Genomic DNA, 13465 nt, shown 5'->3' with positions numbered 1-13465 from the left:
AGGGAAGGGGGAAGAGTAAAGGCCACAGCATCCTCATCCCAACCACACAGGCACTTCGGCTTTTTCCCTTCCCTCTTCTCTTTTCTCCCTTCCCGTCAAAAATCCCATGACTCTCCGCAAAATCCTCATCGTCGACGATGACCAGAAGACCCGGGCGCTGTTGAAGGCGTATCTGGAGAAAAACCAGTTCGAAGTGCGGCTGGCGCAGGATGGGGCCAGCTTCATGCAGGCGTTCGAGCGCTACCGTGACGAGCTGTCGCTGGTGATTCTCGACGTGATGCTGCCCGACACCGATGGATTCGCGCTGTGCGCGCACGTGCGCAAGCAATCGAGCGTGCCCATCATCATGCTCACCGCCAGCGCCGACGACACCGACAAGATCGTCGGCCTGGAGCTGGGCGCGGACGACTACCTGGGCAAGCCATACAACCCACGCGAACTGCTGGCGCGGATCAAGGCGATCCAGCGCCGCACTGGCCAGGATAGTGCCGCACCACCGCGCTTTTACCGCTTCCAGGGCTTCGTGCTGGACGTGGTGGGTCGCACGCTGACCGACCCGGCAGGCGAAGAGGTCAAGCTCACCGGGCTGGATTTCCAGTTGCTGAAGTACTTCCTCGAACATCCTGGCGCCGTGCTCGACCGCAACGTGCTTGCCGAGGAAACGCGCGGTCGCGACCTGGGCCCGCTCGACCGCTCGCTCGACGTCCAGGTCAGCCGTCTGCGCCAGCGCCTGAACGACGACGGTCGCCAGGCCGCACTGATCAAGACCGTACGCGGCAGTGGCTATGTCTTTTCCGCTGACGTGGTGGTTGGCCATGTTTGAATCTGCCTTTGACTTCGCCTACGCCGCCACGGACTCCTCATGCTGATCGCGCGTCTGATGCCGCGTTCGCTGTTGGGGCGGCTGACCATCGTCATGGTGCTGGGCGTGCTGGTGGCGCAATTGATCGCCAACCTGATCTGGGCGCAGCAGATTCGCCAGCAATCGGAGCGCGAAGCCACCGAGGCGGCGCATCATCTGGGCGGTAGCGCCGCATCGGCGATCCGTTTCTTCAAGAGCTTGCCCACCAACTATCGTCCGCTGCTGATCGAGCAACTGCGCGAAATGGGCGGCACGCGCTTTTACGTCAACGTCAACGGTGGGCCCGTGCCGGTCACACCGATTGCGGAGACCGAGCTGTCGCGCGCCGTGCTCGACACCGTGCGTGCCACGCTGCGCGAGGAACTGCCCCGGCTGGTCGATTATCGCGTCGCCTTTGCCTGGCCCGACGGCCTGCCGGTGAGCGACGACGGCGTCACCCTGCAGGACCTGCCGGACGACTGGGTGCAGCACACGCTGATCGTCCGCCCACGCCCGGCGCCGGTGCTGGTGATCCAGGCCGAGCTGGAATCGGCCGGCTGGGTCTACCTGGCGGCGCTGATGCCCGACCCATACTTCCTGGACAACGCCGATCCGATCACGCTGGACCGCATCGGCTTGCAACTGGTTACGCTGCTGGCGGTGCTGCTGCTGTCGCTGGCGGTGGTGGGCTGGCTGACGCGACCGCTGGCCGAACTGGCGGCGGCCGCCAAGAGTTTCGGCCAGGGGGCGCGCACCGAGCCGGTGCCCGAATCGGGTAGCCGCGAGTTTGTTCAGACCGCGCGTGCCTTCAACGCCATGCAGGCGCGCATCCAGCGCTACATCGATGATCGAGAGCGGCTGTTTTCGTCGATCTCGCACGACCTGCGCACCCCGATCACCCGGCTCAAGCTGCGCACGGAACTGCTGGACGACGATGCCACCCGGGCCGACTTCCACGAGGATCTGGACGAACTGGAGCTGATGGTCAAGGGCGCGCTGCAGAGCGTGAAGGATGCGGACATCCACGAAAACCGCACCGCCGTGCGGCTGGATCTGCTGATCGAACGGCTGGCGGCCGACGCCAAGCTGGCCGGTAAGGAAGTGGCATTCGCTGGCGGCGCGGTCACGGTGGTAGCCAAGCCCCTGGCGCTCAAACGTGCTATCAGCAACCTGATCGACAACGCCATCAAATACGGCGGCCGTGCCGAAGTGCTGCTGTCCGAACACGGCGATACCGTCGAACTCACCATCCGCGACTATGGCCCCGGCGTGCCGGACGAAGCGTTGGATACGCTGTTCGACCCGTATGTGCGGCTTGAGCATGGCCGCCAGAGCAACCAGGGTGGCATGGGCCTTGGCCTGGGCATTGCCCGCAACATCATCCACGCGCACGGCGGTGACCTGCTACTGGCCAACCATCCTGACGGCGGTTTCGTCGCCCGGGTGCTTTTGATCGGCGAGGCATTGTAAAACTGACAAAATTGCGTCGCGATTACAACGATTTCCGCTGAATGTCCAGCGTATCCAACAGCCGGTTTTCCACCGGCTTTTCTTTTGCCCGGCATTCCCGCCGCTGGTCTTTTTTCCCGTCCGACTGATAACCAGCACTTGTCAACTGAATCAGAATTTGATGATATTGACATGGCATTGATGCGCGTTACTCCAGCATCTGTCGAATTGCCCAGCAGACAATTCGGAATAAAAGTTTTTGAGATAACCAAAAATTATTACTACGCTAGGAATCCACTGCTGTTTCAAACGCAGCGGAAAAACCAAAAACAAGTCGTTTCGAAAGGGTGAGTCGTAAGCATGACGTTCCCACGCGCATCCCTCCTATTGCTCGCCTTCTTGCAGGGCACTGCTTTCACTCTGCTGTCAGATTCCTGGGTTGCTGGCCTGGCGGCAGGCGTTGTCAACGCGGGGGTGCTGATCGCCCTTGGCTGGGGGCTGACCGCCGCGCCACCTCCGCTGATCGAAACCAGGATCGAACCCGAAACCCCGCCCGAAGCGCCATTGGCCGAACTGGTGCGCGACGTGCTGCCGCTATGGCATCGCCATGTCGATCTGGCGCGCGGTCAGACCCGCGAAGCCATCGACGCGCTCGCCATGCGCTTTGCCGGTATCAGCCAGCGTCTGTCCGGCACGCTGGGCGGCGGCGGTGGCGGCCAGAACTCGCAGATGCTGGGCGTGATCCAGCAATCGGGCGAGATGCTGGACCGCATCGTGGTCTCGCTGGAACAGGTGCTCTCCGCCCGCGAAATGCTGCTGCGCGAGATCGAGGGCCTGGGCCAGTTCAACGATGAACTCAAGCGCATGGCCAGTGACGTCGGCGAGATCGCCGGCCAGACCAACCTGCTGGCGTTGAACGCCGCGATCGAAGCGGCGCGCGCCGGCGAGTCGGGCAGGGGCTTTGCCGTGGTGGCCGACGAGGTGCGCAAGCTCTCCAACCTGTCGGGCGAAACCGGCAAGCGCATCCGCGGCAAGGTCGATTCGATCAACGTCACCATCGCCGGCGCGCTGGCGTCGGCCCAGCGCCTGTCGGCCGACGAAGCCGAGATGATCGGCGAATCCAAGGCCGTGATCGGGCAAGTGATGCAGCACTTCAGCACCGCTGCCGACGGCCTGTCGCAAACCGTGTCGCAACTGGAAAGCGAAAGTCGCGCGGTGGAGCAGGAAGTGCAGGACGTACTGGTGAATCTGCAATTCCAGGATCGGGTGAGCCAGATCCTGGAACACGTTGAAAAGGACATGGACAAGCTGGCCGGCGTGCTGTCGTCCGGCGCGGCGTTGCCGGCCCGTCAGCAATGGCTGGCCGAACTGGAACGCACCTACACCACGATGGAACAACGCCAGGTGCACGTCGGCAAGGCCCGGGCCAAGGTGGCCAGTTCGCAGGTCGAGTTTTTCTGAGCGTCGCCACAAAACGGCGACTTGCGGTGGCGCGATAACGACCCCCGTTTTCCCGCCAGGCTGAGCGCCCTTGCCATAGCGGGCTGGCGGGAAGAGAAACCGGTTTTTCCGGAAACCAGACCGCCTGATGAAGTGCTTTCGAGTCAGGGTGAAAAGAGGAAGAAACGATGGGCAAGACCATTCTGGTGGTGGACGACTCGTTCAGTCTGCGGCAGACGGTGGGCATCGCGCTCAAGGGCGCTGGCTACGACGTGGTGGAGGCCAGCGATGGCCGCGACGCGCTCGGCAAGCTGGATGGCCGCAAGTACAACCTGATCATCTCCGACGTGAACATGCCGAACATGGACGGCATCAGCTTCGTGAAGGCTGCCAAGCAACTGCCGAGCTACAAGTTCACGCCGATCATCATGCTGACCACCGAAGGCGACGAGACCAAAAAACAGGAAGGCAAGGCTGCCGGCGTGCGTGCCTGGGTGCTCAAGCCGTTCCAGCCCCCGATTCTGCTGGATGCGGTGGCGAAGTTAGTGATGCCGTAGCTTCCATGAATGTGCCTGCTGCGGGGCGGAATGGCTGCAAACCCCGGCGGGGCCGGGCGCGTCCGGGCGGTGGTGTACCGGCAGCGGCATTTGTTGATTGATTCCACTCCCCCGCCGCGAGGGCGCCTCGTGGTGCTCGTGCGGTGGTTTCGGTGAGCGTGGTTGGGAACCGGATGCGCCGCACAGTGGGTTTGCGGGATGGCGCGCCGATCTGATCGAAGTCGTAAGTACCGCTTGATCCGCACGCCTGTTGGCGCCGGTGTGCGAGGGTTTCGCGCCAGCGGCGCGGGTCGGTTCGCCGCGAGAAGCATGGTGATGTGGAGAGGAGAGGGGACGAGATGCCTTTGACGCCGCATGAAAACGAAGCCGGGGCCTTTCGGCTGCACGGCGAGCTGACGGTGATGCATGCCGCGGCACTGAAGGACGAGCTGCTGGCGGCGTTGGCGCATGCCGACACGCTGGCGCTGGATCTGGGCGAGGTGGAGGACATCGACACCGCCGGGGTGCAGTTGCTGTTGCTGCTCAAGCGCGAAGCGGCGCGACTGGGGCGCAGTGTCAGCTACGGCGGGCATAGCGGCGCGGTACTGGCCGCGCTGGAGTTGCTGGACCTCACCGGCGCCCTGGGCGATCCGGTGCTGATGCCCAAGGGCGCCTGACGCGCCTGCTGGGGGGCGCCGAGCGGCGCCCGGCACAACACGAGACGCCCGCAGGGCGCAGCAGGAATCAAGAGCGGTTGATGAAACCCCGCGTGGCGGCCCGGCAAGGAGCGCGAAACGCAGGTAGTCGAGGCGTACGGCACGCGAAGCTTGGTGCCCGCGTGCGATGCCGTCAGCAGGGTTTTGTTCGCCGCCACAAACCGGAATCGGGCCGAGGAGACAGACCGTGGATATGGACATGGCGCGCGATGCGCTGGTGCAGGAAGCCCGCGAACTGCTGGCGGCAATGGAAAACGCGCTGCTCGAAATCGAAGCCGAAGGCGCCAGCCCGGAGGCGATCAATGCCATTTTCCGCGCGGCACACACCATCAAGGGCTCGGCCGGGCTGTTTGCCTTCGACCGCATCGTCAGTTTCACTCACATCGCCGAAAGCATGCTCGACCGTGTGCGCAACGGCACGCTGCCGCTGGACCAGCCGCTGATGGCGCTGCTGCTCGAATGCAGCGACTACATCGCCGAACTGGTGGATGCCATCGAGGCACGCCGCGAGGACATCGAGCCGGACCCCGAACGTCGCGCGCGGCTGGAGGATGCCCTCAACGCGTTGCTGGGCGAACCCAAGGCGCAGGTCGCCACTGTGCGCCAGGCCGCGCCGGAGCCCGCTGGCCAGGTGGAAGTGGAAAGCGGCGAATCGGTCAGCAGCGACAACTGGCATTTATCGTTGCGTTTTTCGCAGGATGTGCTGCGGCATGGCATGGACCCAATGTCGTTCCTGCGCTATCTGGGCACGCTGGGCCGCATCGTCCATATCGTGACGCTACCGGATGCAATGCCGGCCGCCGACGAGTTCGACGCCGAAAGCTGTTATCTCGGCTTCGAGATCGATTTCGCCAGCGAGGTGGATCGGCAGACCATCGAAGGCGTGTTCGAGTTCGTGCGCGAAGACAGCGATATTCGCATCCTGCCACCGCATGGCAAGGTGGCCGAGTACATCTCGTTGATCGGCGCCTTGCCCGAGCCGGCCGGCCGGCTGGGCGAAATCCTGGTCAAGGGTGGCGCGCTGACGTCGGGCGAGCTGGAAACCGTGCTGGCGCGGCAGGCCGCCGAGCCGGTGCCGGCCAAGCCCATCGGCACCTTGCTCGTCGAGCAGGAGATGGTGCCGCAGGCGGTGGTCGCCGCCGCGCTGACCAAGCAGAAGCAAGGCGAGGAAAAACGCGCCCAGGAACAGAAGTTCATCAAGGTCGAGGTCAACAAGCTCGATGCGCTGATCGATCTGGTGGGCGAACTGGTGATTGCCGGCGCCGCCACCAACCTGCTGGCGCGCAAGCAGAAGGACCCGCAGTTCGAAGAAGTGTCGCAGGCGCTGTCCACGCTGGTGGAGCAGATTCGCGATGCCGCGCTGACGCTGCGCATGGTGCCGATCGGCGAGGTGTTCCAGCGTTTTCCGCGCGTGGTGCGCGACATCTCGCGCGAACTGGGCAAGGAAATCCAGCTCGTCGTCACTGGCGCCGATACCGAGCTGGATAAATCGATGGTGGAAAAGCTGTCCGACCCGTTGATGCACATCGTGCGCAACGCGATGGACCACGGCATCGAATCGACCGCCGCGCGGGTGGATGCCGGCAAGCCGGCCGGTGGCACGCTGCGGCTGAATGCCTACCACGAGTCGGGCAGCATCGTGATCGAGGTATCGGACGACGGCAAGGGGCTGGATCGCGAGCGCATCCTGAAGAAAGGCATCGAACGCGGGCTGGTGCAGCCGGACCAGATCCTGAGCGATAGCGAAGTGTTCCGCCTGATCTTCGAGGCGGGCTTCTCCACCGCCGAAACCGTCACCAACCTGTCCGGGCGCGGCGTGGGCATGGACGTGGTGAAGAAGAACATCGAATCGTTGCGCGGCGAGGTGGAAATCCTATCGCGCGCCGGGCAGGGCACCACCGTGCGCATCCGTCTGCCGCTGACGCTGGCCATCATCGACGGCTTCCAGGTGATGGTGGGCGAATCCACCTTCGTCATCCCGCTGGAACTGGTGATCGAATGCGTCGATGTCGGCGGGCACGACACCCGGCACAACATCGTCAAGCTGCGCGGCGAGCCATTGCCGTTCCTACGGCTGCGCGAACTGTTCGACCTGCCGCCGGCCGACGGCGTGCGCGAAAGCCTGGTGGTGGTGCAGTACGGCCAGCACCGTGCCGGCGTGGTGGTCGATCGGCTGATGGGCGAGTTCCAGGCAGTGATCAAACCGCTGGGCCAGTTGTTCAACCAGGTCCGCGGCATCAGCGGTTCCACCATCCTGGGCGACGGTCGTGTCGCCCTGATCCTCGACGTCCCCAACCTCATCCAGCGCGCCTCCAGGGCACAGGCAGCGCTGGCCTGGCATGGCCAGGCCACTACAACGCCCGAACAGACAGGGGGTAATTGAACATGGGCTGGTTTTCCAACATGCGCCTCGGCGCCAAACTGCTGAGCGCATTCTTCCTGTGCGCGCTGCTGACGCTGTTGATCGGCGGCTGGGGGCTGATGAATGCCACCAAGATCGGCCATCGCGCCGAGGAGATCTACGGCATCAATCTGGTCGGCATCGCCAACCTGGACCGTGCCAATCTGGCGCAGGTGCTGCATTCGCGCACCATCGTCCGCGCGATGACCCAGCTTGACCAGCCGGACGAATACGCCGCCACCCTCAAGCGCGCTGATGGCTACCTGGCGGACAACAAGAAATTCTGGGACCTCTACATGGCCACCCGGCCCTCGGAGAACGAGGCCAAGCTGCGCATCCAGCTCGACGGGCTATTCGGCGAGTACCTGCGCCTGACCGACGATGTATTGCGGCTGGTGAAGGAAGGCCGCCATCCCGAGGCACTGACGCTGGCCAACGGCGACCTGCGCGCGCACATGCGCAAGATGGACGAAGTATTCGAGCTGATCGCCCAGGACAACGAACAGCAGGCGAAGGTCGCCAACGAGGAAAACCAGCGGATGGTGGACAACGTGCGCAACACCACCATTGCCGTGGTGCTGATCGCCTTTGCCGTGGCCGTGGCGCTGGGCGTGCTGCTGGCTCGGATGGTGACGCGCCAGGTGGGCGGCGAACCGGCCGACGCGGTGCGCATCCTGCAACGCCTGGCCGATGGCGACCTGCGGGTGGATGTGCGCCTGCGCGGCGGTGACGAGTCGAGCATGCTCTACAGCATGCAGCAGATGATCGTGCGGCTGACCAGCGTGATCGGCGACGTGCGTGGCGCGGCCAACTCGATCGCCTCCGCCAGCGAGGAAGTCTCGGCGTCGGCGCAGGCGCTGTCGCAGAACGCATCGGAACAGGCGGCCAACGTCGAAGAGACCAGCGCTTCGGTCGAGGAAATCTCCGCCACCGTGGCGCAGAACTCCGAAAACGCGCGCATCACCGACGGTATGGCCAGCAAGAGCTCCACCGATGCGGGCGAGGGCGGTGACGCGGTACGGCAGACGGTGGCCGCAATGCGCCAGATCGCCGACAAGATCGGCATCATCGACGACATCGCCTACCAGACCAACCTGCTGGCGTTGAATGCGGCCATCGAGGCGGCGCGCGCCGGTGAGCATGGCAAGGGCTTTGCCGTGGTGGCGGCCGAGGTGCGCAAGCTGGCCGAACGCAGCCAGGTGGCCGCGCAGGAGATCGGCGCCGTGGCCGGCAACAGTGTCACGCTGGCCGAACGTGCCGGTAACCTGCTCGACCAGATGGTGCCGTCGATCCGCAAGACCGCCGACCTGGTGCAGGAAATCAGCGCTGCTTCACGCGAGCAGACCTCGGGCCTCGACCAGATCAACACCGCGGTCAGCCAGTTGGCGCAGACCACGCAGATGAACGCATCCGCGTCCGAGGAACTGTCGTCCACTGCCGAGGAAATGAGTGCGCAGGCGATCCAGTTGCAGGAAATGATCCAGTTCTTCCGCATCGACGGCGCACCGTCCGGCGACGCGCCGGCCAGCCGCCGCGCGGCCCCGCGCCGCGCTTCGGCCGCACCGCGCATGCGGCGGGACGATGACAGCGTGGACGAAGCGTCGTTCACCCGATTCTGAGGTTGCAGTCATGTCGAACTATCCCACTCCGGCCGGCAGTTCCGCGCTGGCCGAACGCGGCGTGAGCCGCCAGTACCTGACGTTCACGCTGGGCGGCGAACTGTTCGCCATGCCGATCGAGCAGATCCGCGAAATCATCGAGTTTGCTGGCATGACCGAGATTCCGCTGATGCCCGCCTTCCTGCGCGGTGTGATCAACATGCGCGGCGCGGTGGTGCCGGTGATCGACCTCGCGGTGCGGTTCGGCCGCGAGCGCACCGAGATCGCGCGCCGCACCTGCATCGTCATCATCGAGGTGGAGCAGGAAGGCCAGATGCTGCTGCTGGGCGTGCTGGTGGATGCGGTGAACGAAGTGCTGACGGTGGAGCCGGGCCAGGTGGAGCAGCGTCCGGCGTTCGGCGCGCGCATCCGTGCCGAATTCATCGAAGGGATGATCAATCTGGACCAGCGCTTCGTCATTGCGCTGGACATCCGCCTGGTGCTGTCGGTGGAGGAACTGGCCACGCTGATCGGTGTGGCGGCCGAGGCGGGGGCCGTCACGGCCGAATAGAAATACGTCGATCGCGGTGGAACGCTTCCGGAGAGAACGCGGCAACGTCGGATCGTCAGGGAGAAGCCCGGACCAGGTGCAATGGCCTGTCCGGTTTGGGAGTCGGGAGACCGCGGGGGCGGAATGTGAGCCACCTGGACGGTGCGGCAGCGTAATGCTGGGCGCGGCGGCCGGTGGCGCTCGGTCAGGAGAATCCCATGGGCTGGTTCATGCGTTTAAAACTCGGTGTCAAATTGCTGTGCGCCTTCCTCATCGCCGCGATGCTCACGCTGGGCGTCGGCTGGTGGGGATTGAAGAACATGGACGAGGTGGGCGCCAACGCCCGCAACGTCTATCGCAACAATCTGCTGGGCATCAGTTATCTGGCGCAGGCCAATGTCTCCATCGTCGTCCACGGGCGCGCCACGGTGCGGCTGCTGTCGCAGATGGACAACCCGCAGCTTTTCAACGAGTCGGTCCAGCGCGGCGAACACTACCTGGCCGATTTTGAGAAGAACTGGGCGCTTTACCTGAATACGCGGGCCAACGAGCAGGAAGAGGCCATGCGGGATGAATTCAAGAGCCTGCTGCAACCGTATCTGCAACAGACGCAGCGCGCGATCGACCTGATGCGCGCCGGGCAGCGCGAGGAGGCCACTGTGCTGGTGAACGGCAGCCTGCGCGAAGCCATCGAGCGCGTGGACCGCACCCTGCGCGCGCTCAGCGCGCATAACCAGAAGCAGGCGGCACTGGCCAACCAGCACAGCGAAACGCAACTGGCCGAAGCGCGGCGCACCACGCTGATCACCATTGGTGGCGCATTGCTGCTGTCGCTGGTCATGGGGCTGGCGCTGACGCGGCTGATCACGCGCCAGGTCGGTGGCGAGCCGGATGAGGCAGTCAAGGTGATGGGCCGTGTAGCGGAAGGTGATCTTTCGCTGAACGTGAAGGTGCGCGAAGGCGACACCACCAGCATGCTTGCCAGCATCGCGCAGATGATCGAGCACCTGCGGCAGTCGGCCCAGGTGCTCCAGCAGGTGGCGCGCGGCGACCTCACGGTGCAGGTCCCGGTCAAGCCGGGCGATACCATCAGCATGCTGTATCACATCCGCGAAATGGTCGCGCGGCTCAACAGTGTGATCAGCGACGTGAACACCGCAGCCGGCTCGCTGGCATCGGCGTCCGAGGAAATCTCCGCGTCGGCGCAGGGCCTGTCGCAGAACGCATCGGAGCAGGCGGCCAATGTCGAGGAAACCAGCTCGGCGGTGGAGGAGATCACTTCCACCGTGGCGCAGAATTCCGAGAACGCGCGCGTTACCGACGGCATGGCCAGCCAGAGCGCGGGCGACGCCGGCCAGGGCGGCGAGGCGGTGCGGCAGACCGTGGCGGCGATGCGCCAGATCGCCAGCAAGATCGGCATCATCGATGACATCGCCTATCAGACCAACCTGCTGGCGCTGAACGCCGCCATCGAGGCGGCGCGTGCCGGCGAGCATGGCAAGGGTTTCGCCGTGGTGGCGGCCGAAGTGCGCAAGCTGGCCGAGCGCAGCCAGGTGGCGGCATCCGAGATCATCACGGTGGCCGACGAGAGCGTCAGCCTGTCCGAGCGCGCCGGCCACCTGCTGGACCAGATGGTGCCGTCGATCCGCAAGACCGCCGACCTGGTGCAGGAAATCAGCGCCGCTTCGCGCGAGCAGGCGGGCGGGCTGGAGCAGATCAATGCCGCTATCGGCCAACTGGCGCAGACCACGCAGATCAACGCGTCCGCCGCTGAAGAGCTGTCATCCACCGCCGAGGAAATGAGCGCGCAGGCCGCGCAATTGCAGGAGCTGATCGGCTTCTTCCGCGTACCGGTGAGTGGGCGCGCGCAAAAGCGGCGCAGCCCGGCCAAGAGCGTGGCACCGATGGCGCGCGCCGCGCAGCAGGACGACGAAGGTGAAATCGATGACCTGGCTTTCGGCCACTTCTGAGGATCACGCCATGTGCCAGCCAGCCATCCTCGCCCCGATCCCGGGCACCCGGCCGGGCCGGGTGCCCTGTCGCCAGCCGATCCATCGTCAGATTCGCTAACGGGCCTCGACCATGACCTATGCCAGCCTCGACCAATCGGCCACCACCCGGCAGTACCTGAGCTTCTCCCTCACCGGCGAGCAGTTCGCACTGCCGGTGGCGCAGGTGCGCGAGATCATCGAGTTCACCGGGCTGACCGAAATCCCTTTGCTGCCGGAGTTCCTGCGCGGCGTGCTCAACCTGCGCGGCGCGGTGGTGCCGGTGGTGGATCTGGCGGTGCGCTTTGGTCGGGGGCGCACCGGCATCGCACGGCGTACCTGTGTGGTGATCGTGGAGCTGGCCGATTCGGAGGACATGCCGCCGCTGGGCGTGCTGGTCGATGCAGTGAATGAAGTATTGACGGTGGAGCCGAGCGAGATCGAACCGGCGCCGGCGCTGGTCGGCGGCATCCGCGCCGAGTTCGTCGAAGGGTTGATCCGCGCCGAAACGCGCTTCGTGATCGCGCTCGACCTGCGGCAGACGCTGTCGCTGGACGACCTCGCCGCGCTGGCTGGCCTGGCGTCGGCGCCCCGGGAGACGCAGCCGTGATCGTCGCCCAGCCCCCCGTCACGCTTACCGCCGAGGAACTGAAGCTGTTCCAGGCGCTGTTCAAGCAGCACATCGGCCTGCATCTGTCCGAGGGCAAGAAAGCGCTGGTGGCGGCGCGGCTGGCCAAGCGCATTGCCGAACTGGAGCTGGCCAGCTTTCGCGACTACCACCGGCTGATCGCGGGGCCGGGTGGCGAGCGCGAGCGCCAGTACGCCATCGATCTCGTCACCACCAACGAAACCTACTTCTTCCGCGAAACCAAGCATTTCGACTTCCTGCGCCAGCGCATCCTGGCGCAGTGGCCGTCCAGCCAGCCGTTCCGCGTGTGGAGTGCTGCGAGTTCCAGCGGCGAGGAGGCCTACAGCCTGGCCATGTTGCTGCACGACCAATTGGGCGAACGCGACTGGAGCATCTTCGGCTCCGACATCAGCCAGCGCGTGCTGGCGCGTGCGCGGCGGGGGCTGTATCCGATGGCGCGCGGCGAAAAGATTCCACCCGATTACCTCAAGCGCTACTGCCTGCGCGGCCAGGGCGAGTACACCGGGCAGTTCCTGGTGAGCAAGCCGCTGCGCGAGCGCATCACCTTCTCGCAACTGAACCTGACGGCGCTGCCGCAGCGGCTGGGGCCGTTCGACCTGGTGCTGTTGAGGAACGTGATCATCTATTTCGATTTGCAGACCAAGATCAACGTAGTGAACAACGTGGTGCGTCACCTGAGACCTGGCGGTTATCTCTTTGTCGGCCACTCCGAATCATTGCATGGCATGCCGGTGGCGCTGGAAACCGTGGTGCCGTCGGTCTATCGGAAGCCGCTGTGATGCGCAGGATCTATCTGAATCCCGGTGAACTGTATTTCGGCGAGGGCCAGGTCATGGTCGAAACGCTGTTGGGATCGTGCGTTGCCATCGTGCTGCGTCACCGTGCGCGCGCGCTGGGCGGTGTGTGTCATTTCCTGCTGCCCGAGCGGATCACCCACGGCCGTGGCAGCAAGGCGCAGGACGGCCGCTATGGTGCGGAGGCGTTCGGGCTGCTGCTGGCACAGGCGCGACGGCGCGGCTGCGCGATCGGCGATTTCGACGCCAAGCTGTTCGGCGGCGCGCGCGTATTCGAATCGAGCAAGGTCGTGGAGGGCGTGGGCGAATCGAATGCGCGCTACGCCGAGCAACTGCTGCACGACGCCGAGATTCCGTTGCTCAGCAGCGATCTGGGCGGCGTGGGCTATCGCTACCTGCGGGTGGATCTGGGCCAGGGCGACGTCTGGGTGCGGCGCGGTTATCCGCTGCTGGGCACTCCGCCGCGCTTTTCATCGGCCAATGGCGGAGGCAACCCTTGATCA

12 protein-coding genes are annotated in these 13465 nt (G+C 64.9%); all 12 read left to right on the top strand.

The window, feature by feature from the left end:
- Positions 1 to 106 precede the first annotated feature (106 nt).
- The 12 genes from FAZ21_RS01620 (at position 107) to FAZ21_RS01565 (ending at position 13462) form a co-directional block, all read left to right on the top strand.
- A complete protein-coding gene (locus tag FAZ21_RS01620) occupies positions 107 to 823 on the top strand; it encodes a response regulator (protein ID WP_136771524.1) in 717 nt (238 codons plus the stop codon).
- 39 nt (positions 824 to 862) lie between these two features.
- Positions 863 to 2311: an ATP-binding protein gene (locus FAZ21_RS01615; protein ID WP_136771523.1), complete on the top strand. Its 1449-nt coding sequence runs from the start codon at positions 863 to 865 to the stop codon at positions 2309 to 2311.
- Positions 2312 to 2650: 339 nt separating this feature from the next.
- On the top strand, positions 2651 to 3751 hold the full coding sequence (locus FAZ21_RS20995) for a methyl-accepting chemotaxis protein (protein ID WP_136771522.1): 1101 nt from the start codon (positions 2651 to 2653) through the stop codon (positions 3749 to 3751).
- A gap of 167 nt (positions 3752 to 3918) precedes the next feature.
- On the top strand, positions 3919 to 4287 hold the full coding sequence (locus FAZ21_RS01605) for a response regulator (RefSeq protein WP_018748185.1): 369 nt from the start codon (positions 3919 to 3921) through the stop codon (positions 4285 to 4287).
- A 338-nt stretch (positions 4288 to 4625) separates the two neighbouring features.
- The gene (locus tag FAZ21_RS01600) at positions 4626 to 4943 is read left to right on the top strand and encodes an STAS domain-containing protein (RefSeq protein WP_136771521.1); all 318 of its coding nucleotides are present in this window, start codon (positions 4626 to 4628) and stop codon (positions 4941 to 4943) included.
- 232 nt (positions 4944 to 5175) lie between these two features.
- Entirely contained in the window at positions 5176 to 7365 is a 2190-nt protein-coding gene (locus FAZ21_RS01595; RefSeq protein ID WP_136771722.1) for a chemotaxis protein CheA, read from the top strand.
- A 2-nt stretch (positions 7366 to 7367) separates the two neighbouring features.
- The gene (locus FAZ21_RS01590) at positions 7368 to 9002 is read left to right on the top strand and encodes a methyl-accepting chemotaxis protein (RefSeq protein ID WP_136771520.1); all 1635 of its coding nucleotides are present in this window, start codon (positions 7368 to 7370) and stop codon (positions 9000 to 9002) included.
- 10 nt (positions 9003 to 9012) lie between these two features.
- On the top strand, positions 9013 to 9552 hold the full coding sequence (locus FAZ21_RS01585) for a chemotaxis protein CheW (protein ID WP_136771519.1): 540 nt from the start codon (positions 9013 to 9015) through the stop codon (positions 9550 to 9552).
- Between the two features lie 197 nt (positions 9553 to 9749).
- Positions 9750 to 11501 (top strand): methyl-accepting chemotaxis protein, encoded by a 1752-nt coding sequence (locus FAZ21_RS01580; protein ID WP_136771518.1) that lies wholly within the window; start codon positions 9750 to 9752, stop codon positions 11499 to 11501.
- A gap of 112 nt (positions 11502 to 11613) precedes the next feature.
- Complete coding sequence (locus FAZ21_RS01575) at positions 11614 to 12129, top strand: chemotaxis protein CheW (RefSeq protein WP_136771517.1); 516 nt, start codon at positions 11614 to 11616, stop codon at positions 12127 to 12129.
- A complete protein-coding gene (locus tag FAZ21_RS01570; protein WP_136771516.1) occupies positions 12126 to 12947 on the top strand; it encodes a CheR family methyltransferase in 822 nt (273 codons plus the stop codon). Before FAZ21_RS01575 ends, FAZ21_RS01570 begins: the two co-directional genes overlap by 4 nt.
- A complete protein-coding gene (locus tag FAZ21_RS01565) occupies positions 12947 to 13462 on the top strand; it encodes a chemotaxis protein CheD (RefSeq protein ID WP_136771515.1) in 516 nt (171 codons plus the stop codon). The genes FAZ21_RS01570 and FAZ21_RS01565 overlap by 1 nt, the downstream gene beginning before the upstream one ends.
- The last annotated feature ends 3 nt before the right edge of the window (positions 13463 to 13465 follow it).

Source organism: Chitiniphilus eburneus (genome assembly GCF_005048205.1).
GTDB lineage: Bacteria > Pseudomonadota > Gammaproteobacteria > Burkholderiales > Chitinibacteraceae > Chitiniphilus > Chitiniphilus eburneus.
Note: the sequence above shows the minus strand (reverse complement) of the source record. Positions and strands in the feature narration are given on the sequence as shown.